The 24,445-nt window shown below is 38.9% G+C and carries 20 protein-coding genes; 8 read left to right on the top strand and 12 right to left on the bottom strand.

The annotated features are described in order from the left end of the window. Positions 1–84: 84 nt before the first annotated feature. Together H0S58_RS08775 and H0S58_RS08770 are read right to left on the bottom strand one after the other, a co-directional pair. The gene (locus H0S58_RS08775) at positions 85–1,371 is read right to left on the bottom strand and encodes an NAD(P)/FAD-dependent oxidoreductase (protein ID WP_195726307.1); all 1,287 of its coding nucleotides are present in this window, start codon (positions 1,369–1,371) and stop codon (positions 85–87) included. Between the two features lie 118 nt (positions 1,372–1,489). Continuing rightward, positions 1,490–2,800, bottom strand: coding sequence for a D-alanyl-D-alanine carboxypeptidase PBP6B (locus H0S58_RS08770; protein WP_195726306.1), 1,311 nt, complete (start codon positions 2,798–2,800; stop codon positions 1,490–1,492). 179 nt (positions 2,801–2,979) lie between these two features. Between H0S58_RS08770 and H0S58_RS08765 the strand changes: the two genes are divergently transcribed. After that, a complete protein-coding gene (locus tag H0S58_RS08765; RefSeq protein WP_195726305.1) occupies positions 2,980–4,686 on the top strand; it encodes a M61 family metallopeptidase in 1,707 nt (568 codons plus the stop codon). Between the two features lie 745 nt (positions 4,687–5,431). Then, positions 5,432–7,669: an NADP-dependent isocitrate dehydrogenase gene (locus tag H0S58_RS08760; RefSeq protein WP_092717917.1), complete on the top strand. Its 2,238-nt coding sequence runs from the start codon at positions 5,432–5,434 to the stop codon at positions 7,667–7,669. A gap of 119 nt (positions 7,670–7,788) precedes the next feature. Here H0S58_RS08760 and H0S58_RS08755 read toward each other — a convergent pair whose 3' ends face one another. Next, complete coding sequence (locus H0S58_RS08755) at positions 7,789–8,610, bottom strand: rRNA large subunit pseudouridine synthase E (protein WP_092717919.1); 822 nt, start codon at positions 8,608–8,610, stop codon at positions 7,789–7,791. 195 nt (positions 8,611–8,805) lie between these two features. On the opposite strand from H0S58_RS08755, the gene icd reads away from it, so the two are divergent. Both icd and H0S58_RS08745 read left to right on the top strand, forming a co-directional pair. Continuing rightward, positions 8,806–10,059, top strand: a complete 1,254-nt coding sequence (gene icd / locus H0S58_RS08750) for an NADP-dependent isocitrate dehydrogenase (RefSeq protein WP_195726304.1) — start codon at positions 8,806–8,808, stop codon at positions 10,057–10,059. A gap of 191 nt (positions 10,060–10,250) precedes the next feature. Beyond that, positions 10,251–10,775: a M23 family metallopeptidase gene (locus H0S58_RS08745; RefSeq protein ID WP_227592274.1), complete on the top strand. Its 525-nt coding sequence runs from the start codon at positions 10,251–10,253 to the stop codon at positions 10,773–10,775. Between the two features lie 22 nt (positions 10,776–10,797). On the opposite strand, the gene H0S58_RS08740 is transcribed toward H0S58_RS08745, so the two are convergent. Together H0S58_RS08740 and H0S58_RS08735 are read right to left on the bottom strand one after the other, a co-directional pair. Beyond that, positions 10,798–11,958 (bottom strand): YbfB/YjiJ family MFS transporter, encoded by a 1,161-nt coding sequence (locus H0S58_RS08740; protein ID WP_195726302.1) that lies wholly within the window; start codon positions 11,956–11,958, stop codon positions 10,798–10,800. Between the two features lie 249 nt (positions 11,959–12,207). Then, complete coding sequence (locus H0S58_RS08735) at positions 12,208–13,443, bottom strand: pyridoxal phosphate-dependent aminotransferase (RefSeq protein WP_053580029.1); 1,236 nt, start codon at positions 13,441–13,443, stop codon at positions 12,208–12,210. Positions 13,444–13,596: 153 nt separating this feature from the next. Here H0S58_RS08735 and msrB point away from each other — a divergent pair, with 153 nt between their 5' ends. After that, a complete protein-coding gene (gene msrB, locus H0S58_RS08730; protein ID WP_053580030.1) occupies positions 13,597–14,016 on the top strand; it encodes a peptide-methionine (R)-S-oxide reductase MsrB in 420 nt (139 codons plus the stop codon). Then, entirely contained in the window at positions 14,013–14,495 is a 483-nt protein-coding gene (locus tag H0S58_RS08725) for a glutathione peroxidase (RefSeq protein ID WP_195726301.1), read from the top strand. Before msrB ends, H0S58_RS08725 begins: the two co-directional genes overlap by 4 nt. A gap of 64 nt (positions 14,496–14,559) precedes the next feature. Here the strand turns inward: H0S58_RS08725 and dapC are convergent, their stop codons facing one another. The 5 genes from dapC to H0S58_RS08700 all read right to left on the bottom strand — a co-directional run bounded on the left by dapC (position 14,560) and on the right by H0S58_RS08700 (position 21,180). Continuing rightward, complete coding sequence (gene dapC / locus H0S58_RS08720) at positions 14,560–15,729, bottom strand: succinyldiaminopimelate transaminase (RefSeq protein ID WP_195726300.1); 1,170 nt, start codon at positions 15,727–15,729, stop codon at positions 14,560–14,562. 24 nt (positions 15,730–15,753) lie between these two features. Next, a complete protein-coding gene (glnD, locus tag H0S58_RS08715) occupies positions 15,754–18,420 on the bottom strand; it encodes a [protein-PII] uridylyltransferase (RefSeq protein ID WP_195726299.1) in 2,667 nt (888 codons plus the stop codon). A 30-nt stretch (positions 18,421–18,450) separates the two neighbouring features. After that, positions 18,451–19,665: a formate-dependent phosphoribosylglycinamide formyltransferase gene (purT, locus tag H0S58_RS08710; RefSeq protein WP_193890212.1), complete on the bottom strand. Its 1,215-nt coding sequence runs from the start codon at positions 19,663–19,665 to the stop codon at positions 18,451–18,453. A 422-nt stretch (positions 19,666–20,087) separates the two neighbouring features. Further along, a complete protein-coding gene (ygaH, locus tag H0S58_RS08705; protein WP_195726298.1) occupies positions 20,088–20,435 on the bottom strand; it encodes an L-valine transporter subunit YgaH in 348 nt (115 codons plus the stop codon). Next, positions 20,425–21,180, bottom strand: a complete 756-nt coding sequence (locus tag H0S58_RS08700) for an AzlC family ABC transporter permease (protein ID WP_195726297.1) — start codon at positions 21,178–21,180, stop codon at positions 20,425–20,427. Before H0S58_RS08700 ends, ygaH begins: the two co-directional genes overlap by 11 nt. A gap of 102 nt (positions 21,181–21,282) precedes the next feature. Here H0S58_RS08700 and H0S58_RS08695 point away from each other — a divergent pair, with 102 nt between their 5' ends. Further along, positions 21,283–21,765, top strand: a complete 483-nt coding sequence (locus H0S58_RS08695) for a hypothetical protein (RefSeq protein WP_195727589.1) — start codon at positions 21,283–21,285, stop codon at positions 21,763–21,765. 111 nt (positions 21,766–21,876) lie between these two features. On the opposite strand, the gene H0S58_RS08690 is transcribed toward H0S58_RS08695, so the two are convergent. Next, positions 21,877–22,581 carry a Crp/Fnr family transcriptional regulator gene (locus H0S58_RS08690; protein ID WP_195726296.1) on the bottom strand — a complete coding sequence of 235 codons (705 nt, stop codon included), beginning with the start codon at positions 22,579–22,581 and terminating at the stop codon, positions 21,877–21,879. A gap of 111 nt (positions 22,582–22,692) precedes the next feature. On the opposite strand from H0S58_RS08690, the gene H0S58_RS08685 reads away from it, so the two are divergent. Continuing rightward, positions 22,693–23,232 (top strand): DUF962 domain-containing protein, encoded by a 540-nt coding sequence (locus tag H0S58_RS08685; RefSeq protein ID WP_053580038.1) that lies wholly within the window; start codon positions 22,693–22,695, stop codon positions 23,230–23,232. 60 nt (positions 23,233–23,292) lie between these two features. Here H0S58_RS08685 and ychF read toward each other — a convergent pair whose 3' ends face one another. Next, on the bottom strand, positions 23,293–24,384 hold the full coding sequence (ychF, locus tag H0S58_RS08680; RefSeq protein ID WP_195726295.1) for a redox-regulated ATPase YchF: 1,092 nt from the start codon (positions 24,382–24,384) through the stop codon (positions 23,293–23,295). Between the last annotated feature and the right edge of the window lie 61 nt (positions 24,385–24,445).

The following is a 24,445-nucleotide window of genomic DNA, read 5'->3' as shown; positions in this document are numbered from 1 at the left end:
TTTTGTAGACCATATTTATCAAAAAACTGCATTTTCCACCTTTTATATGGCGTTTTTTTATTAATAGGGACGGTTTTTTAAATTTCAATGCAATTTTATCTTAGGGCCGATTTTTCTTGTGACAAAATCTTTAGCTGTTAAAAGGCCTGCATGGGTATAGCCATGAATGGTGGCCTGATGCAAACGATACAAAGAAACATACATTGATTTGGCAATAAATCCTTGTACATTGACTTGTCCCAGTAATTCTCCCACTGCTTTGTGATGGCTTAGAGAGACGAGAGAACCTTTGTCAGAAAATTTAAACATGGGTTGAGATTTGCCTTGGATTCTCGCTTTCATCGCTTCAACGAGAAAGCTGGCTTGTTGGCTTGCAACTTGGGCGCGTGGGCCAAGTACTGGTTCATCGGCAGCCGGTTGGCAATGTGCACAGTCACCAAAGGCAAATACATTGGGATCAGAAAGGGTTTGTAAAGTCGCATACACTTTTAAACGATGAATATTGTCTTTTTGAAAGTCTTTTAACTTTTCAATCACGGCAGGTGCTTTAATGCCAGCAGCCCAGACTTTTAATTCAGCATCAATTGAGCTTCCATCGGTAAAATAAATTTTATCTTGATCGACTTTTGCTACACGATGCTGAGTCAGTAAATTAACGCCAAATTGTTGTAATTGTGCATGGGTATGCTTGGCTATGGTGTCAGACAGGGCAGGTAAAATTCGGTCAGCTGCTTCAATTAAGGTAATATTGACCTTGTTCGGGTCAATTTTGTTTAAGCCATATTTAAAGAAAGTTTGTTTTGCCTGAAAAAGTTCCGCAGCCAGCTCGACACCAGTTGCGCCCGCACCAATAATGGCAATATTTAATGCGCGTGTATTTTCCTGATTTTGTGCTTCTAAATATAAGTGTAATAAGTCTTGCTGAAAAGTATCTGCTTGTTTACGGCTATCCAGAAAATGACAATATTGTTTTACTCCTTCAGTATTAAAATCATTTGAGGTTGAACCGACTGCAATAATCAGCGTATCGTATTCTAAACTATGGTTTTTTATGGCCGATTCTTTTTGCTGAGCAGATGTGGTTTCAATGAGGACTTTTTTATTGCTTGGATCAACATCGATGAAGCTACCCAATACAAATTGATAATGATTTTTAGAGGCATGCACAAAGTAGTTGGTTTCTTCTGCATGCGGATTAAGGGTGCCTGCCGCAATTTCATGTAGAAGTGGTTTCCAGATGTGAGTCAGTTTTTGGTCAACCAAAGTAATCTGAGCTTTATGATTTTTACCTAAAGATTGACCCAGTTGCGTTGCCAGTTCTAAACCTCCAGCACCACCACCAATAATCACAATTTTATGAGGAAGATTCATTTTTAACCTATTTGTTATTTTGAAAATAAAAAAAGATGGCGTTAATATGCCATCTTTAATTTGCTGTTATTGTTAAAATTGTTATACAACTTACATAATTTAAATAAAAATAATTTCCTTATCCTAAAGGATAAGTTTTACTTTCTACCTGCTCATTGGAGAATAAAGTAAACAGTTGCTTGAACCAAAGCATGATTTTTTGCAAAAAATTTGCTTCTTCAATCTCTACGTGATCTTCAATATTAATGGTGCGAATAAGTTGATTATTTTGGTACACATGTACAGTGGCTAGTTGCATGACTTTGGCTAAAGGTGCAGTAAGTGATTTTTCATTTAGTTCAATATTTAAGTGTGTTTTTGTTTCTTGCAAGGGTTCTACTGTTTGAAGTATGCCATTGCCTGTATTCAAGACAATACGCTGATTGACTGTATCAAAAGCTTTTAAATCTATGACATAAGGTTGGTCATATAAAGAAGTGGTAATGATTTGAGGTTGTGTGGTTTCTAGCTTAAACATCTTAAGTGTGGATTTAATGACAGGCAATTCCGCAATCAGTTGTTTATTTTTAATTGCAATTTCATTGCGGGTATAGGTATAACTCATATTCATCAAGTTATAAGCCACTTCCGCACGTTTTGCTGCACTCGGTGTACCTAAAACTATAACAATTAAACGACGTTCTGGATTGTCAGGATTCATAGAAGGGCGGTTAGCAGTCACCGCCAAATTATAACCTGCTGCTTTGGTGAAACCCGTTTTTAAGCCATCAACAGAAGGATCTAATTTCAACAGGCTATTGGTTGCTCGGTGAAAGCGATTGTTATAAGAAAAGTTTTGCTGTTTTGAGTAATTTAAATAGTCGGGTGTTTGTGTCACCAGTGCTTGTCCCAGACGTGCCAAATCGGCAGCTGTAGAATAATGTTCTGGCATAGTAATCCCTGCTGGATTTTGAAAATGTGTGTCTTTCATGCCTAAAGCTTGCGCTTCTTGATTCATCCGTTCAACAAAACGAGGAACATCACCTGAAATCCGTTCAGCTAAACTTACCGCAGCATCATTGGCGGACATGACCACTAAGCCTGCAAGCAATTGATCAATCGAAATTTGTTCACCCGGTTTTAAATACATCTGTGATTCATCCCACATCACTGTATTGACGATGGGCGTTGCCGTTAAAATATCATCCTTACGCAAATGACCTGCTGCAATTTCTTTTAAAGTAATATACGCCACCATCATTTTAGTGAGTGACGCAGGTGCGCGTTGCACATGACTATTGTGTTCTGCAATTACTTGTCCAGATTGGGTATCTAAAACAGTCCATGCTTGTGCTTCAACACTTTCAGGAACAAGGTTAAGGAGGGCGGCGTTTACCCAGCTAGAACAAAATATACTTAAAGATATAAGGAGATAAATAACAGCTTTCAATGTCGTTCCTTTATTTGTCAGTCCATTGACTAAAAAATGCAAAAAATATGGCGAATGCTATGCCTTTTTTAAAAGAATGGCTAGTCTGAATTGTAGACAAATGCGACAGTTCAGCACTGCTTTGTAAAAAATGCTAAGCTAATTGTTAGATTCTCTTTTTAAACTTTATATTGCCTATTATGTTGCATTATCAAATCGAATTTGACGATTATCGTCAGCATTTAATTCACGTAACGATTCGCTTTTTAGCAAACCCAACGCAAGTATTATCTCTTCCGACTTGGATTCCGGGAAGCTATTTAATTCGTGAGTTTTCGAAACATATAGAATCTGTGAAAGCCTATGATGAAGATGGACGCGTTTTAGAAATCAGTAAATTTGAAAAAAATAAATGGCGTTTATTTAATACCGACCATGAACTGATTACGGTTGAATATGACGTTTATGCCTATGATTTGTCGGTGCGAGGGGCGTATGTCGATCAAACTCGTTTATATGTGAACCCAGCCTGTACTTGTTTAGGCTTGGACGATCAGGAAGATAAAGCCATTGAGGTTGAAATTTTCCTGCCAACTGAATTAAAGCATTTCCAATTGGCAACTGGCCTTGAAAACAAAAGCTTGGTTAAAGGCCGACATACTTTAAAAGCGAAAAACTATGCCGCACTCATCGATGCGCCTTTTGAGCTGGCAGAGCAAACTCGTTTTAGTTTTAATGTAGCTGAAATTCCACATGAGTTTGTGATTTCTGGCAAACATGCTATGAATGCAACACGAATGCAGCAAGATATTGAGAAAATCTGTAGTACAGAAATTGAGATGTTTGGTAGTGCACCTTTTCAAAATTATACGTTTATGACTATGGCAACGGGCAATAGTTATGGTGGATTAGAGCATCCCAATAGTACCAGTTTGATTATCCCCCGTGATGACTTACCCAAAGCCGATGAACCTGTCGAACCGTCCAAAGATTATCAGCGTTTTCTGGGTTTGTGCAGTCACGAGTATTTTCATTCATGGCTAGTTAAATTTATTCGTCCAGAAAATTTCGTCAATTACGATTTAAACAAAGAAGGTTATACGTCACTGCTTTGGATTTTTGAAGGATTCACTTCTTATTATGATGACTTAATTTTGCTACGTAGCGGAGTCATTCATCAAGAATCATATTTGACGTTACTCAAACTACAGATTGATCGTTATTTACAAAATCCTGGTCATGCTATTCAGACTGTCGCAGAGTCAAGTTTTGATGCATGGGTAAAATTTTATCGTCAAGATGAAAACTCCAATAATGCTGAAACAAGCTACTATAACAAAGGTTGTTTGGTTGCACTTTGTTTGGATTTAGGGCTACGTCTACGCGGGTCAAGCCTTGATGCCTTAATGCGTAAACTCTATGAAAATGCACAAAATCGTATTCAGGTCAATGAGCGGACTATTTTTGAGCTGTGTAAGCAATTGACGGGTCAAGATTGGGCAGAGCAAATTAATCATCTCATCAATACGACAGATGAGTTGCCGTTAGAACAGTTAATGCCAGAATTTGGCCTGTCTTTTGAGCTTAAAAATGAGCAAAATTTAGCTTTCGGTTTGAAGTTTGCAGATAAAGCAGAAGGGGTATTGGTTCAAACTGTTCGCCGTCATGGTGCAGCAGCCGAAGCAGGACTTGCTGCAGGTGATATCATTATTGCGATTGATGGTTTAAAAGCCTCTGAAAAGCTTTTAACCAAATATGCAAAACAAAATGAGATGTATTGTGTTTATGCGTTCCGCCGTGATGAATTGATGCGATTTGAAATTCAAGGTAGTGAAATTGAGTTAAGTACTGTTGAATTAAAGGTCATAGATCAAAGCAAACTTGACCAATGGCTTAAAACTAAGTAGGAAAGTTTGGTTTTATTGAATTGATTAAAAACCGATACTTGTATCGGTTTTTTATTGAAATAAAAATCAAGATTAATCAGGGTTAAAACGCATACAGATCAATCGTTATTTGGGGGGTAAGCCAAGAATATTTTATTACTGATTCTAATATGTATCACCAATATTATTTACCTTGCAATCATGCAAATAAATATATGTATTCTGTATTTTTGCTGAAATTTGCCCTTCAACGTTAAAATGAGTGCAATATAGTGGCAAATAGCGCCTCGCAAACTATGCACTTTTTTAACCTAATGAGAAGAAATTTAACCCATATTTTGACATGTATAATTTATTTGCATGATACCCAACATGTTCTAAGTAATTGGGCTAAAAAACATCGAATTTAGTCGTTTAACTTTTAAACATTTTTACTTGGTTTTATTTTACTAAGTATCTAATAAATAATAATTATTTTTAAAAAATACTGGAATTGATGCTGGATTGGTAAGTTGGGTTGGAGTACTTCCAAAGATCGAGAAGAGAGGTGTTTATTCGAAAAAAGATGAAATTTCAAGTAGAATATGGGCGTTAGTGAACAACACTGATGTGTATAAATATTCAGCCAGAGTCATATGAATAGTGATGACTGTGCTGAGGTGCGAAGAGCATCCATACTTTAAATGTTTTATTTAAACAAACCGGTTCACAGGATTGAGTCAAAAGCTTGATCCTCACAAATTTAATCCAAAGCAAGGGGCTATATATGGCTGGTGGAAAGTCAACAATTATTTACACACTGACCGATGAGGCGCCATTACTAGCGACCTATTCGTTACTGCCGATCATTGAGACCTTTACTAAGCCAGCTGGCGTCGAGATCGTCAAAAGTGACATTTCTGTAGCCGTACGTGTGCTTGCAGAATTCGCAGATTACCTCAGTGATGAACAGAAGGTTCCTGACACGCTCGCAGAGCTAGGTCGTCTTACTCAAGATCCAGATACTAATATTATTAAGCTCCCAAATATCAGTGCATCTGTTGGTCAATTAACAGCATGTATTAAAGAGCTTCAGTCTAAAGGATATGCAATTCCTGATTATCCTGAAAATCCAACCACTGATGAAGAAAAAGCCATTAAGGCGCGTTATAGCAAGTGCTTGGGTTCTGCTGTAAACCCAGTATTGCGTGAAGGTAACTCTGACCGTCGTGCACCTGCTGCTGTAAAAAACTATGTGAAAAAGCATCCTCACTCTATGAGCGAATGGAAGCAATGGTCACAAACACATGTTTCACACATGGAAGAAGGCGACTTCTACCACGGTGAAAAATCAATGACGCTTGACCGCGCACGCAACGTAAAAATGGAATTGATCACTCAGTCGGGCGAAACCGTTATTCTTAAGCCAAAAGTTGCGCTTAAAGATGGCGAAATCATCGACTCTATGTTCATGAGCAAAAAAGCACTGTGTGATTTCTACGAGAAACAACTCGAAGATTGTCGTGAAGCAGGTATTTTGTTCTCATTACACGTCAAAGCGACCATGATGAAAGTTTCTCATCCGATCGTATTTGGTCACTGTGTGAGAATTTATTATAAAGAAGCGTTCGAGAAGCACGGTAAATTATTCGATGAGCTTGGCATTAACGTGAATAACGGTATGTCGGGACTTTACGAAAAAATCCAAACTTTACCGACTTCATTGCGTGAAGAAATCATTGAAGATTTACATGCTTGTCAGGAACACCGTCCTGCGTTAGCTATGGTCGATTCAGCTAAAGGCATTACTAACTTTCATTCACCGAACGACGTGATTGTAGATGCATCTATGCCTGCAATGATCCGTGGTGGCGGTAAAATGTGGGGTGCTGACGGCAAGCAATATGACTGTAAAGCGGTGATGCCTGAATCAACTTTCGCACGTATTTATCAAGAAATGATTAATTTCTGTAAATGGAATGGCAATTTCGATCCGAAAACGATGGGTACTGTGCCTAACGTTGGTTTGATGGCGCAGAAAGCAGAAGAATACGGTTCTCACGATAAAACTTTCGAAATCGCTGAAGCGGGTATTGCGAACATCACTGATCTAGATACTGGTGAAGTGTTGATGACTCAAAATGTTGAGGAAGGCGACATTTGGCGTATGTGTCAGGTGAAAGATGCACCGATACGTGATTGGGTAAAACTTGCAGTAACACGTGCACGTAATTCAGGCATGCCTGCAATTTTCTGGCTTGATCCGTACCGTCCACATGAAAATGAGTTGATCAAGAAAGTCGAAGAATACTTGAAAGAGCATGACACTGAAGGTTTAGATATCCAAATCATGTCACAAGTTCGTGCGATGCGTTATACACTTGAACGTGTGGCACGTGGTCTGGATACCATTTCAGTGACGGGTAATATTTTACGTGATTACTTGACTGATTTGTTCCCAATCATGGAATTGGGTACGTCTGCGAAAATGTTGTCGATCGTACCATTGATGGCTGGCGGTGGTATGTACGAGACTGGTGCAGGTGGTTCGGCTCCGAAACACGTTCAACAGTTAGTTGAAGAAAACCATTTGCGTTGGGATTCACTGGGTGAATTCATGGCTTTGGCTGTTTCGCTAGAAGAAATGGGCATTAAAGAAAACAATGCTGGTGTAAAATTGCTTGCGAAAACACTTGACCAAGCCACAGGTAAATTACTTGATAATGACAAGTCACCATCACGCCGTACTGGTGAGCTTGATAACCGTGGTAGTCACTTCTACTTAGCTAAGTATTGGGCTCAAGAGCTTGCTGCGCAGGATGAAAATGCTGAGCTGAAAGCGAAGTTTGCTCCGCTTGCGAAAACATTGGCTGAGAACGAAGATAAAATTGTTGCTGAACTTGCTTCCGTTCAAGGTAAGTCGGTTGATATCGGTGGTTACTACGCTGTAGATCAAGAGAAAGTAGATGCGATCATGCGTCCAAGTGCTACGCTTAATGCAGCGCTTGAAGCTGCTCAAGCTTAACTTGAAATTTGGGTGAACTAGTTGCTCAAATAAAAAGCCGGTGCATATGCACCGGCTTTTTTATCTAGGATATTTCAATATTTAAATTGGTTCTAAAAGAAAAATATTTAAACTAAAATTTAACGTGCATTACGTCCGCGACCCCGAGGTGCTTTGCTATTCGGGCGCGTTGTACCATTGGTTTTACGACGTGGTTTATCAGCATCATCCATTTGCCAAATACGGGTCGTACCACCACCGGCTTTCTTCTTGCCTTTAAAAGGCGCTTCGCCTTTTTCTTCTCGAGCTTTATCTTTTGCCACAGAAAAGTGCTGTTTTTTTGGTGTGGTCTTTTTCGCAAAAGAGCGACCTTCATACGGTTTATCCGCGGGAACATCTTTAAAGTCAGGATAAAGTAATGGTTCAATTTCCACTTGTTCACCTGGCTGCAAACCCAGCTTGATAATACTGATGGTTCCGATTTGAGTACGAATTAAACGTAAAGTTGGGAAACCCACTGCAGAAGTCATACGACGCACTTGACGGTTACGACCTTCACAAATTTGAATTTCTACCCAAGATGTTGGCACTGATGCACGAAAACGAACGGGTGGAGTACGTTCCCATAACCAATCTGGCTCATCAATTTTTTCAGCTTTTGCGGGTAGAGTAATACCATCTTTAAGTTCAACACCTTTGCGAAGTTGTTCTAACGCTTCGTCAGTAATCTCGCCATCTACCTGAACCACATAAGTTTTAAATTTCTTACTGGCTGGGTTGGTAATGAATTGGTTTAAACCACCGTGATCAGTTAAAAACATTAAGCCTTCTGAGTCTAAATCAAGTCGACCTGCAATGCGTAAATCAGGGTCTTGAGTGAAATCAGCCATGGTTTGATGTTTCTCATCGGCACGGAACTGGGAGAGAACGTCATAAGGTTTATTCAGGATGACGATTTTCATAAAAAATAACTACTTTAATAAAGGTAAATACTGGAAACATTGCGTTTTATTTTGTAGGGAAATGTGATGATTTCCCCTCTAAATCTTAAAAACACTTAAATTCGATTAGAATATTATGCGTTAAGAACAATTGAAAGTAATGCTTATTGGCAATTATTTTTTAGATCCGCCAGCGACAAAGGGAGAACTTGTACAATGGGATACCAAAAAATCACAGTTCCTATGGATGGTAGCAAAATTACTGTAAACGCAGACTTATCACTCAATGTTCCGAACCATCCTATCATTCCTTTTATTGAAGGTGATGGAATAGGGGTTGATATTACACCAACCATGAAGGCTGTGGTAGATGCAGCGGTTCAAAAAGCCTATGGTGCCAAACGTTCGATTGAATGGATGGAAGTCTATTGCGGTGAAAAAGCAGACAAAATTTATGGAACTTACATGCCTGAAGAAACTTTCGAGGCACTGCGTGAATATGTCGTTTCGATTAAAGGCCCATTAACGACTCCAGTCGGTGGCGGTATTCGTTCACTGAACGTTGCATTACGTCAAGAACTCGATCTTTACGTGTGTGTCCGTCCAGTTCGTTGGTTTGAAGGTGTACCTTCACCTGTTCATCATCCTGAATTGACTGATATGGTGATTTTCCGTGAAAATTCTGAAGATATTTATGCGGGAATTGAATGGAAAGCAGATTCTCCAGAAGCTAAAAAAGTCATTAAGTTTCTGAAAGAAGAAATGGGGGTGACTAAAATTCGTTTCGAAGAGAACTGTGGTATCGGCATTAAACCAGTCTCTAAAGAAGGAACACAACGTCTGGTTCGTAAGGCCATTCAATTTGCGATTGACAATGACAAGCCAAGCGTAACTTTAGTTCACAAAGGCAACATCATGAAGTATACCGAAGGCGCATTTAAAGAATGGGGCTACGAAGTTGCGCTTGAGCGTTTTGGTGGAGAAGTTTTGGATGGTGGTCCATGGGTCACGATTAAAAATCCGAAGAATGGGAAACACATTGTTATTAAAGACGTGATTGCCGATGCATTCTTACAGCAAATTTTAATGCGTCCTGCAGATTATTCCGTTATTGCAACGCTTAATTTAAACGGTGATTATATTTCCGATGCGCTGGCTGCTGAAGTAGGTGGAATAGGCATTGCACCCGGAGCAAATATTGGCGGCGCAATCCAAGTTTATGAAGCCACGCATGGCACAGCACCAAAATATGCAGGCCAAGATAAAGTTAACCCAGGTTCAATTGTTCTTTCTGCTGAAATGATGCTCCGTGACATGGGATGGACTGAAGCAGCCAATTTAATCATTAAAGGGATTTCAGGTGCAATTGCAGCAAAAACGGTGACGTATGATTTCGAACGTTTAATGCCAGATGCAACCTTGTTGCGTTGTTCAGAATTTGGCCAAGCTATTATTCATAATATGGATTAGATTTTTGGGCTAAAAATCACCTTAGAGAAACCCGTATTTGATGCGGGTTTTTTCTTTACAGAAATGATATTTCTTTAAATAATTTGAAATTCATAATGTTGAGATCGCTATTATTCATCCCAATTTAATTGATAAAGCCTATGTCTGAATATCAAAAAAATACTAAATGTATTCTGTGCTTCATCACTTTGATGCTGGGAATGATCACGCTATCAGGTTGTCAGCCGCCATCCTCAGGTGAAGCCGTGGGTATGCGTTATCCAATTTTGTATATGCAATTACAAAAAATGGATCTACCTACACAAGTTGCAATTCCTGTGGAAGATATTCAACCACGTCAAATAGCGGACACTTGGGGTGCAGCACGTAGCGAAGGACGTAAGCATGAAGGCGTAGATATTTTCGCGAAACGAGGAACACCAGTACTCAGTGCGACTTCAGGAATCGTATCGCGAGTGGGCACCAATCAGTTAGGTGGAAACGTGATTTGGATAATAGGGCCAAATTTAAGTCGACATTATTATGCGCACTTAGATGCATATGCAGATGACATTCAGGCGGGTGATTGGGTCGAAGTAGGACAAATTATTGGTTATGTCGGAAATACGGGAAATGCTAAAAATACACCCCCACATTTACATTATGGAATTTATCTAAATGGTCAAGGGGCCGTTAATCCCTATCCTTATTTGGTTTCTACTTCAAACCATTTATAAATTGACGACTTTATTCTGTTATTTAATTTTGTTTTTTACGAGTCATCCAAATGAGCTGTAAAGTTCCCAAAAGCAAAATAAAAGAAGCCAATAAGAATTGTTGATGATAGCTGACAGCAAAATGTTGTAAAGCACTAAAGCTCAGACCGCCAATAAGTTGAACAGAAGCAAAACATAGCGTCGCAATACTCCAGAGTTTTTTATAAGCGATGCCATAGAGTTGTAAAATCGTATAAGAGGTAAGAAAAACCACTGCAGGGTTAAGCATACCGGTAAAAAATGATGAGGTCAGGGTCAACATCGGATGGGTGGCTAAAGTAGCAATAAAAATAGCCAAAATATAGAGACTATATAAAATTTTGAGTGCATTGAAATTACCAAATTTTCTGGCCAGTACATAGGCCGTAAAAGCACCCAAGGCACTGCCTAGACCGTAAAGAATCCAATTAAAGTTAATCCAAAACAAATTCAGCTTTAACGTATGCTGGAGATAGTCAATCCAAAATAAGGAATGTGGAATATAGGCAAAAGCGCTACTACTATAAGCAATGAGTAAGCTATAAAATAAGGCATTTAAAGGAATTTCTGTTGAACTAGCTACAGTCTCAGTCGATAAATGATGTTTAAACTGGTGTAATAAACGACTCAAGCACATACAGATGATCAGTGCAAAACTACATAAAATGAGCCAAGCAGTGTGAGTCGAAATTTGATCTAAATACGGCAGAAATAACGTGGCCAATAATACGCCAATACCAATTCCACTAAAACCAATAAAATTAATTTTAAAGCGATCTTGAAGATCACAGCATTGTGCGACCACACTGGGGGATAGAATCATCAGCAAGCCACCACTAATCCCAGAAATAATACGCCAAAAGATATACCAAATCTCAGAAAAACCAGAAAATGCGCAGCATAATAAACTCAGCATACCGGCAATAGCGGCAATTTGAATATAAAGGCTCATAATTTTAGTTTGAGGTAAACGCATCGCAATCAATGCGCCAATCAGATATCCCAATAGATTTGCACTACTTAAAAGACTGGCAAATTGTACTGTCCATTCAAATGCTTCGCGTGTGGAAGGCAATAAAGCAGTATAAGAAAAACGTAAGATACCAATTCCCAAACACATGCTAAGGCATAAAAAAATACTGAGTCTAATGGTATTTGAAGACATGTGGATGATCACGGCTTAGGATGATTTATTAAGACTATCAATAACATGATTTGTATTGTTTTAATAGGACTGAAAAATAAATCAAAAAATTGAAATAAATGCGTTTATTGATATACATTCATTATTTATAGACATTAAGCAGAATGTACTATTTTAAAAAAGTACGATTAAAAAACTTAAAATAATAATGCCAGTCTACACATGAATAGACTGGCACGGGTATGTTTAATTCCTATTTCAAAAACAGAATTAACGCATTTTTGCGAGGAAACGACTTAAACGTGTGAGTGCTTCACGAAGTTCATTTTCTGCAGGTAAAAATACGACACGGAAATGGTCTGGGGTAGGCCAGTTAAAGCCTGTTCCTTGAACCAATAAGACTTTTTCAGCACGTAAAAGATCGAGCATGAGTTTTTCATCATCTTGAATAGGATAAATTTCTGGGTCAAGACGAGGAAAACAATACATTGCGCCTTCAGGTTTTACACAGGTTACCCCTGGAATTTCACTGAGCATTTCCCATGCAATATTGCGTTGTTCATACAGTCGACCGCCTGGACGAATCAAATCATTGATAGATTGATAGCCGCCTAATGCCGTTTGGATAGCATATTGTGCTTGATGATTGGCGCATAAACGCATTGAAGCCAGCATATCTAAGCCTTCAATATAGTCCATCGCACGAGATTTATCGCCAGTAATGGCCATCCAACCTGAACGGAAACCTGCAATACGATAGGCTTTAGATAAACCATTGAAGGAAATACACAATTGATCGCCAGCAAGCGCGGCCACCGCTACATGTTCAATTCCGTCATAAATCACTTTGTCATAGATTTCATCTGCAAATAAAATCAGATCATATTTTTTTGCCAGTGCAACAATTTGTTCAAGCACATGTCGCGGATAAACTGCACCGGTTGGATTGTTTGGGTTAATAATCACAATACCGCGCGTGTTTGGCGTAATTTTGCTTTCCATATCGGCAATATCAGGATACCAATAGTTTTCTTCATCGCATTTATAGTGAATTGCAGTGCCACCTGATAGATTCACCGCAGCTGTCCAGAGTGGATAATCTGGCATTGGCACGAGCATTTCATCGCCATCATCTAATAAGCCTTGCATGGCCATCACAATCAGCTCAGACACGCCATTTCCGATATACACATCATTGACATGCATATCACGGATACCTTTTTGCTGGTAATACTGGCAAATGGCTTTACGCGCAGGGAAAATACCTTTTGAATCGGTATAGCCAACCGCATTTGGCAGATTTAATGCCACATCATTGATAATTTCTTGTGGTGCTTCGAAACCGAATGGGGCGGGATTGCCGATATTCAACTTAATAATTTTATGACCGGCTTCTTCCATTTCATTGGCCGCTCGTAACACAGGTCCACGAATGTCGTAGCATACATGCTCGAGCTTAGACGATTTTTTAATTTCGCGTGGCGTAGTGTTACCTGAAACGGACATATTTCCATCCAATTATATTAGAAGTTAAGAAAATATAGATTACTGAAATATCACAATCTATTTTGAAATTTAGCTAGATATTTTATTTGCTCTAGCGTAAATATGAAGTACTGAAGCATGACACTGAACGTCAAAGATTTAAAGGAGTTAGTGATGGGAAAACTCAATAAAACAGACCGAGAATGGCAAAGAGAGTTATCACCAGACGAATTTCGCATTACGCGACAACATGGAACCGAAGCTGCCTTTACAGGAAAGTACTGGAATACTAAGCAAGCGGGGACGTATTTATGCCGATGTTGCGGCGCAGAATTATTCTCGTCCGAAACTAAATATGATAGTGGTAGTGGTTGGCCAAGTTTTTACAAACCGATCAATAACGCTGCAATTGAAGAGAATCAAGATGCCAGTCATGGTATGGTCAGAACGGAAATTATTTGTCATCATTGCGATGCACATTTAGGCCACGTTTTTGAAGATGGTCCACAACCTACGGGCTTACGCTACTGCGTGAATTCCGCTTCATTAGAATTAAAATCACAAGAAAAAAATGACGAGGAAACTTATCCATGACCAACATTTATCAGTTTGAAGCTGAGTTGCTAGATGGAAAAAATAAATCATTTGCCGATTATGAGGGTAAAGTTTTATTAATTGCAAACACCGCCAGTAAGTGTGGGTTTACACCACAATTTGCGGGGCTTGAAAAACTATATGAAAAATACAAGGATCAAGGTTTAGAGATTTTGGGTTTTCCATGTAATCAGTTTGGCGGACAAGATCCAGGTACAAATGAACAAATAGGCGATTTTTGTCAAAAAAATTATGGTGTTCATTTCCCTATGTTTGCCAAAGTAGATGTGAAAGGACCAGAAGCACATATTTTATTTCGTTATTTGACCAATAACAGTAAAGGTATTTTAGGCAACGGGATTAAGTGGAATTTTACCAAATTTTTGATAGGTAAAGATGGCACGATTTTAAATCGTTATGCACCTACGACCAAACCTGAAACTTTAGAAAATGATATACAAGCTGCACTAGCGAAATAAATTTTTATGGATAAAAAATCAGGGCGATTTAAACATCGCCCTGATTTTTAATAGTTGTCGATATTTACAGAATAGCTTTTAGTCGTTTTACGACTTCTTTACATTGTTCAAGATCTGCCACCAAAGCCAAACGAACATGATTTTCACCTGGATTGCCGTGCTCTGTTTCACGAGATAGATAACGCCCAGGCAGTACTTTAATGTGTGCTTTTTCCATTAAAAGACGAGCAAATTTTTCATCATTATCCACTTTTAACCAGTAATAAAAACCTGCATTTGGTTTTTTTAATGGCAGTAAATGACCAAGTTCTGTTTGGAAAAGTTCGAATTTTGCACGATATTGCTTACGGTTTTCTTCCACATGGGTTTCATCATTCCAAGCTGCAATCGAGGCCAATTGATGTTGAACCGACAGTGCTGCACCATGATAAGTCCGATATTGTAAATAAGGTTTAAGCAATGCAGCATCACCTGCAATAAAACCTGAACGCATGCCGGGCAAGTTTGAGCGTTTGGAGAGTGAATGAAATACGACACAGTTTTTATAGTCATCACGGCCCATTTCAGCACAAACTTCTAATAAACCTATGGGTGCTTCATCAAACCAAAGTTCGGAATAACATTCATCCGATGCAATCACAAAATTATATTGATCAGACAGCGCAATTAATTTTTTAAATTGTTCTGCTGATAATACAGCGCCAGTAGGATTACCAGGTGTACATACAAAGAGTAATGCTGTTTTTTCCCAGACTTCAGCAGGCACTGAATCAAAATCACCAAGGTAATGGTTTTCTTCCGTGCAGTTAATAAAGTAGGGTTGAGCACCCGCTAAAAGTGCTGCACCTTCATAGATTTGATAGAACGGATTAGGCATTACCACATAAGGCGCATCTTCACGATTGACCAAGGCTTGAACAAAAGAAAAAATTCCTTCACGTGTTCCTGAAACGGGAAGAATATGGGTTTCAGCATTGATACTATTGAGCTTGAAACGACGTGTAAGCCAATCTGCAATACTTTGGCGTAATTCAGGTAGACCTTTGCTATTTGGATAAGTCGATAAATGGTGAAAGTTGTCAATAATTGCTTGCTTTACAAACTCAGGTGCAGGATGTTTAGGTTCACCAATGGATAATGGAATGAGGGGTAAATTTGCAGGTTGAATATCCTGAAAAAGTGTATTGAGCTTTTCAAAAGGATAGGGATGCAATAATGACAAACTTGAATTCATGAAATCGATACCGCTTAATCTAAATTAATGTTGACCAGAAACTTGGTTAGATGCTTCATCCAATGCTGATTTTAATTGTGCAGCAAAAGTTTTGGCTTCTGAATTCGACATGGGAATACTGTCTTTTTTAGTGACAAAGAAAATATCTTCAGCGCGCTCCCCTAAAGTAGCAATTCTGGCTGAATGAATATCTAAACCTTGCATCATAAATAAACCCCCAATTTTGGCAAGTAAACCCGGATGATCTAGGGTCGCAATTTCCACCATATTTTGTTGCAATGCAGCATTTAAAGTAATATCGACGGTATTTTCAATATCAAAATGGCGTAATTGACGAGGAATACGACGTTGCATTAAATTTGGATATTTATCAGATTGGCTCAATGCTTTCACTAAAGCTTCAATCACTGTTTTTGCGCGGTCAGGGTCAGTGAGTAAAGTGCCAAATCGATCTAACACGACATAAGTATCTAAACTAAATGCAGTCGTGGCGGTAATAATACGTGCATCTTGAACGTCCAAATTCATACGATCAAAAACGGCAACGGTGGTGGCAAACAAATTTGGCTGATCTTGTGTATAGATAAAGAGTTGAACAGCATCTTGCGCAAATTGTCTGTGAGCACGCATAAGAACTAAAGGTTCGGGATTATTGCCATGTTGTAAAATAGCACGGGTATGCCATGCGATTTCATCAGCGGATTCTTTAATGAAGTATTCATCGCCCAGTTCCTGCCAAACTGTTTCTACATCATATAAAGAAAAATCATTCACCAGCAGCTCACTGGCTGCAAATTTAGTGTCTTCAATTAACATTTGGTAATCTACAGGACGACCTAAACCTGAACGAATGACGTCACGGGCATGGGTATAGAGTTGACGCATGAGTGACGCGCGCCACGAATTCCAAAGCTTTGGATTGGTCGCATTAATATCAGCGACAGTTAAGGTATACAAATAATCCAGATGCTCCATATCTCCCAGTTTTTCTGCAAAAGCTTGTACCACATCTGGATCTGAAATATCTTTTTTCTGCGCAGTCATAGACATAAGCAAGTGGTTTTGAATTAACCATGCAACAAGTTTGCATTCACGTTCAGTAAAGCCATGGGTGCGACAGAATTTAATCGCATCTTCTGCACCCAATTCACTATGATCACCACCACGACCTTTAGCAATGTCGTGAAATAAGGCGGCTAAATAAACAATATCACGTCGTGCAAGACGTTGAAAAACAGAACTTACCACAGGGAAATCTTTAGCAAATTCACGCGCTTTAAAGCGATTTAAATTACGAAGTAATAATAATGTGTGCGCATCGACAGTATAAATATGGAACAAGTCATATTGCATCAATCCCATAATCTGTCCAAATGCTGGAATATAGTTGCCTAAAACACTATAGCGTTTCATAGCAACTAAGGTGTCATACAGACGATGCGGTGAACGAATAATTGCCATGAACAAAGCTTGATGTTCAGGGTTGTTACGATAGTTTTGATCGATTCGTTTTGCTGCAAGGGTGAGAAGTCGTAAGGTACGTGCGCGAATGCCTTCAATATCAGGACGGTTAGCCAAGATATAAAATAATTCTAAGATGGCACTTGGACGTTCTGAAAATATTTTATGATGTTGTACGGCAAGTTTGCCATCGACCAGTTTGAAATTTTCATTAATTTCTTCAATCTTACGTTCATAATGCGGTAAACGTGGCGTAATCACAGATTCATTAAAATAGGCCAGTAGCATTTCATTTAACGTTGACACTTGCTGTGCACTACGATAATAACGTTTCATAAATTGTTCAATCGGATAATTGGGCGATTGATGCTCTGTTCGGCTATAACCAAACAGCGTAGCAATATCACGTTGATAATCGAACAATAAACGGTTTTCATCGCGCTTGGTTAAGCGGTGTAAATGATGGCGGATTTCCCATAAAAAACTTTCAGCTTCTTCTAATACACCCAGTTCAAATTCTGAAATAAAGCCCAAATGCACCAAATCATAAATGCGATTGACGCGAAAATGACGCTTAGCAATCCAGCCAATTTGATTAATATCGCGTATCCCACCTGGTGCATTTTTAATATCGGGTTCTAAATTACTTTCAGTATCATTGTGTGCCGCATAGCGCTTGGCCTGCTCATCCATTTTTGCATCAAAAAAAGTTTTGTCTGTCCACGTTTGCGACACAATACGACGTGGCCATTTGGTCAAATGTATATTGCCAATAATCAAGCGTGATTCAATCAATGCAGTCGCAACGGTCAAATCATTGGTGGCCTGTTCTACACAATCAGAAATTGTACGAACGCTAATGGCAGGTTTAAAATTACCGACATCCCAAAGTGAAGAGATAAAAATCGAAATTAATTTTTCTTGATCAGAGGTGATTTCATCTTGCGATAAAATCATAATATCGACATCAGAATAGGGCAACATTTCCCGACGACCATAACCACCCACGGCAAATAAACCCAAATCGGTCTGATCCAGTTCTGCATGTTTCCATAAGAACTGTAATGCTTCATCAATCAGGTTGGAGCGCGTTAAAATAACTTCACGAATGCTCTGTCCATTTTCAAAACCTTCTTGAAGTTGCTTTTCGACGTCAGTTCGCCATTGATTAATGGCTTGAATATCGTGGTTACTCTTAACGTAATGCAACAGCGGAGAGGTATTGATCATGAACAGAAATCCATAAATAAAGTCACAAGTTTAGTTTTGGTGAATACTGATTTGCGCTGCAGTCTGTTGAGCCAGTTCGCGTGCTTGATCTATTGTTTCAGCACGTGCAGTGGCAACGCCCATACGACGACGTTTAAATCCTTCGGGTTTCCCAAAGAGGCGTAAATCTGTATCTGGATGTACTAATGCAAGATTTAAGCCAGAAAATGATAAATTAAGATCATCAACACCTGCATAAATGACCGCACTGGCAGCCATGCTATGGCGTGTTGTATTAACAGGTAAACCTAAAATAGCACGCGCATGTAGTTCAAATTCACTTTGGAATTGTGAAGCAAGTGTCACTAGTCCAGTATCGTGCGGACGTGGTGAGACTTCGCTAAACCAGACTTTGTCACCTTTGATAAATAATTCGACGCCAAAAATTCCGCAGCCGCCTAGAGCTGTTGTGACTTTATGCGCGATACGTTTAGATTCTTCTAATGCAGCAGCTGTCATCGCTTGAGGTTGCCAGCTTTCGACATAATCTCCAGCATCTTGACGATGCCCAATCGGGTCACAATATTGAGTTTCAATCTCACCTGTTTCAGCATTTTTTGCGCGAACTGTTAATAAGGTAATTTCAAAATCAAAGTCAATTTGGGCTTCGACAATCACAGTACCCTGATTCACACGACCGCCTGTTTGTGCATATTCCCAAGCAGCATCGACTTCATCAAAATTTTTGACGCGGGATTGCCCTTTACCTGAAGATGACATCACGGGTTTGACAAAGTTGGGATAACCAATGTCGTCACAGGCTGCACGGAAAGAGTCGAGTGAGTCTGCAAAACGGTACGCTGAAGTTGGAAGCCCCAGTTCTTCTGCGGCTAAACGGCGAATACCTTCACGGTTCATGGTCAGATTCACTGCTTTGGCTGAGGGAATGACCGTTGCAATATTTTGTTGTTCTACTTCAACTAAAACTTCAGTCGCAATCGCTTCAATTTCTGGAATAATTAAATGAGGTTTAACCTGTTGGATGAGTTGTTTGAGTTCTTCGGCATTTGCCATATTCAAGGTATAAGAAAAATGTGCAACTTGCATGGCTGGCGCACGATCATAACGATCGGCAGCATGGACTTCGACTCCAAGGCGTTGTAAAGAAATCACGACTTCTTTACCTAACTCTCCAGAGCCTAAAAGTAAAACTTTAAAAGCTGAAGATTGAAGGGGAGTACCAATAATCACGCTCATATACATCATCCTTGCTGAATTGAGCTTTTAGCATAGCAGAACTGACTTCAGTGTTAAGTCTTGATTGAAAGAAAATAATCATATTGTCTAACAAATGTATTGATAAATTTAGTCTGGATTTAAATTTGATTTCCTAAAATCAATTATTTTGATTCACTCAGCGATTTTAGGATAAATAACACATTTTTTAGATTGGTCATTGTCGCGTGTTATTTTTAGAATTTGGCGTTCAGTCGCTTAGCGCATGGCTTCTTATATGCTTGCTGAGTAGTATATAGGTTATAAATATTAAGTTTTGATTTGGGTGCGGATGTTTATCAAGCTTTAAATTATGAATAAAGACAGTCCTACATATCGCATGAATGGACGAATTCAGAATAAAGAAATAGGGAGTATTGATTCATTAAAAAACATATTGATCAGTTTCTTCTTTAAAAAGGGAAAGGCAGATAGGTATAAATTACACCATAGCTGACCGCAGCGATTAAAGTGGCAGGGACAATTTTTTTAAATTTAAAATATAGTCCTGCTAAAGTGATAAAACCCATCAGCATGGCAAAACTTTTATTGGGTGTTTCCATTAAAGGCGGCAATGTAGCAACCACCAACATGGAACTAATTGCTGCAATACCGATACTGCTTAATGCAATTTTGATCCAAAGTGAACCACGTTTTTGCGAGCTTTGTTGATTTTTTTGAATGATGTAGAAGGGTCCAAAACGAGAAATGAAATTGGCGATTCCGACAATGATCCCGATTAGAATAATTTCAAGATTCATGAGACTCTCCAACATCATGGTCGTATTGTTTTAAAATATAATGTTTAAACAAACCTGCCAAAATACCCGACAAAATACCAATGAAAATTGCAGCCGATAAATTAATAAAATAACAGGCGATCGCTGAAACAATTAAACAGACAGCGACGACAAAGGTATATTTTTTTTCAAAGGCAGCCAATAAAAAACTCAAGAATAAAGCGGGTAATAAGAAATCTAGTGCAGCTTGTAAAAATTGTGGCATGGCACTGACTTGGTCGGCAAATAATCCACCTAAAAGTGAACCGAATGCCCAAGACAGCCAACTAAAGAGACTTAAGCCCAGCATCCATGATTCAGACCATTGTTGTCGACGCTGCGATAATTGAATCATTCCTGAAGCAAAAACTTCATCAGTTAAACCCCAAGCCCAGATTGCAGTTTTTTTTAAATTTAATTTCTCTTTGATTAAGTTTTGTAGTGCTGGGCCATAGAGTAAATGACGAATATCTAATGCAATGACTGTAAGGGCCGTCATCCAGATAGATGTACCGCTGCCGAGTAACGCAACCACCAAAAATTGACTGGCGCCCGCATACATCGAGCAAGACAAAAATAGTGCTTCCCATGGAGTGAAGCCAAACTGTGTAGCAGACACACCAAATGCAAAAGAAACAGGAAGATAAGTAAAGATAATGGCTTGACTATCTTTAGCACCTTGCCAAAAGCCAGCAGGTTTTACAAAAAGAACTTTGTGCTCAGACACGACACACCTAAGGGAGATTAAACACGGAAAGGCAAAATGATGATTGAGTATTCTACCTGAATTCACTAGCATAGTGCCGAAATGTTTGTCGAGCTTGCTGATATGTTTGCGTTAAGATCCCGTGTAATGGTGGTGATTTCAGTCCTCTTGAGTGGTTTGCTCTTGCAAGCATGTGGCCAGTCATCTGAACAAGCCAAGCCGAAAGTTGAAATTAAGGCTGCACCGAAATTAACCAACGATGCAACCACTTATGCTAATGCAGCTTGGACATTGATGAATCAAATTGATGGCTTGGTGTACAGCAAGCAATTGGATGTATTGGATGTGCAGGTACGCCAACCTGCACGTAAACTCAGTACAGATTGGCGTATTAATGTCAAAATGACAGATTCTGTGACTGAAGGAAAATATGCTTTGTGTCGTAAAGCATTAACCAGTTTAGAAATATGGGCACGAGAAACACTCGAGCAGGGTTCATCGCTGGCTCAAAAGCAAGCAGATTACGAACGGGATAAACAACAGTGCAAGGGTGCAATCGACCATCCAGAATTAGGTAATACTGACCCGAAAAAGAAAGGGATTTAAATCGTTTAAAACGAGTCTGAAATCTCATTTTTTATGGTTTTCACTTTCAGTTTTGAAAGGATAAAAATATTAAAGATAACGTGAGATGAATACATCTGATGGCTCGATAAGTTAATCGCGTTTAGGAAAGTCATGAGCAATTCGCTCTAATACTGTGATATCTAAAATTTCAATTTTACGAAACGATAAGCGTAAAATATTTTGCTTTTCTAAACGTTGTAATTCTTGATTCACCGTTTGTCTGGAACAGGTGAGCATTTGTGCCAACTGTTCTTGAGACAGATGAATCATATTTTTTTCAATTATCAAATGATTCCCATAGCCGTTTAAGATAAACATTAAGCGCTGGGCTAAACGTTGAGTCATGTTTTGAGTTTGAATTGAAATTAGTTCCAGAAAAGCAAAGCGTAATTTTTGCGTGGTCAATTGCGCAATGTGATACCAGAAAATGGGCTGTTCTATCAGTAATTGCTGAATAGCGGCACTTGGAATATGTAAAATTAAACTTTTTTCAAGACAGGTGGCATCGTGCGAACGAGGTTGGCCATCTACCAATGATATTTCCCCAAACCACATAATCGGTTCAACAATGGCCGCCACTGATTCATTGCCTTCAATATCAATATAGCCTAAGCGAACTACACCTGCTAAAACCGCATAGAGTCCATCAAATGAATCCCCTGAATGAAAGATCGTTTGTTGTTTCTGATAAGTTTGCTGAACTGCATGATGAACAATAAAGGTTTTAAATAGAGTCGGTAATTGAGAAAACCAAGTATTGGATTCCAAATGCTGGATATATTCAGGTTCAAGCATTGTGATTCCTTTTTATTAATCGTTTTAAACATGAACTTTGTCGGCTAAAAGACAACTTTGCTTTTTAGTTTTTTATATAGTGAGAATATCAGTCTAGCAAGGACAAAGGATATGACAAAATTAGAACGGTTGCTCAGCCAATATGCAGCTTATCATTTAAATCATAAAAATATTTTGACGCATTTTATTGGTATTCCTCTTATTGTTTTTTCTATTTTATGTTTAACAGCACGAGTGGGATTCATCGGGGTAGGGATCGAACTGACACTTGCTTTGGGGCTTATTGTCGTCACCAGTATTTATTATTTGAGTTTAGATCGTATTTTCGCTTTCATTATGTTGGTTATTTTATTGGCAATGTATCCGCTCGCATTAAAAATTGCACATCTGGATTGGATGCTTTGGTTAAGTTTAAGTATCGGTATTTTTGTGGTGGGGTGGCTATTTCAATTTGTGGGGCATTTCTATGAAAAGAAAAAACCTGCATTTACGGATGATATTATTGGTTTAGCCATTGGCCCTTTATTTGTCTTGGCAGAAATGATCTTTATGCTTGGATTTCGTAAAAACTTAGAAGAAAGAATTTTAGCGCAGGCGCGCATATTGAGGGCGGACATGGAAAGTAAACAGATTAGGGCAAGTTTGCATTAAGCAAAAATCATATTGGTATAAAAAAGCCCCGAATATTTCAGGGCTTTTGAATATTAAGACTTAAACATTAAAACGGAAGTGTAAAACGTCACCGTCTTGTACGATGTAAGTTTTGCCTTCTAAACGCCATTTTCCTGCTTCTTTTGCACCAGATTCGCCGTTGTATTGTACGAAGTCGTCATAAGCAACACATTCTGCACGAATAAAACCTTTTTCAAAGTCAGTATGAATCACACCCGCTGCTTGAGGTGCAGTTGCACCGACTTTCACTGTCCATGCGCGTACTTCTTGTACGCCAGCAGTAAAGTAAGTTTGAAGACCTAAAAGTGAATAACCTGCACGAATCACGACATTTAGACCTGGTTCTTCCATGTCCATTGCTTCTAGAAATTCAGCACGATCTTCATCTTCTAACAACGAAATTTCAGCTTCAATTTGGTTGCATAACGGAACCACAATCGCATTTTCTTCAGCCGCTAACTTTTTAACTGCATCTAAATGTGGATTGTTTTCAAAACCGTCCTCGGCCACATTGGCAATATACATGGTTGGTTTTAAAGTCATTAAACCAAAACCACGAACCAGTTTGCGTTCATCATCATCTAAATTTGTTGCACGGGCAGGTTTGCCTTCGTCAAGCACAGGTTGAATTTTTTCTAAAACTGCTTTGGTTGCGATTGCTTCTTTATCGCCACTTTTTGCAGATTTTGTTAAACGTGTAATGGCTTTAGCCACAGTTTCAAGATCGGCAAGGGCAAGTTCAGTATTAATGGTCGCAATGTCATCTAGAGGATCAATTTTACCATTAACGTGAATGACGTTTTCATCTTCAAAACAACGTACCACATGCGCAATTGCATCTGTTTCACGAATATTAGCCAAAAATTGGTTACCCAAACCTTCACCTTTAGATGCGCCTGCCACCAATCCTGCGATATCTACAAATTCCATTGTGGTTGGAATTACGCGTTGTGGTTTTACAATAGCAGTCAATTTGTCTAAACGTGGATCAGGCACAGGTACAATCCCTGTGTTCGGTTCAATGGTACAGAACGGAAAGTTTTCTGCAGCAATCGCAGCTTTGGTCAACGCATTGAAAAGTGTAGATTTACCTACGTTCGGCAAGCCGACAATACCGCAATTAAAACCCATGAAATGACTCACAACGTATAATTTAAAAATTGTGGCTGATTTTACATGAAAGCCACTACAA

It is taken from the genome of Acinetobacter sp. TTH0-4 (genome assembly GCF_015602665.1).
GTDB classification, from domain to species: domain Bacteria; phylum Pseudomonadota; class Gammaproteobacteria; order Pseudomonadales; family Moraxellaceae; genus Acinetobacter; species Acinetobacter albensis.
This window is presented reverse-complemented; position numbering and strand designations above follow the sequence as displayed.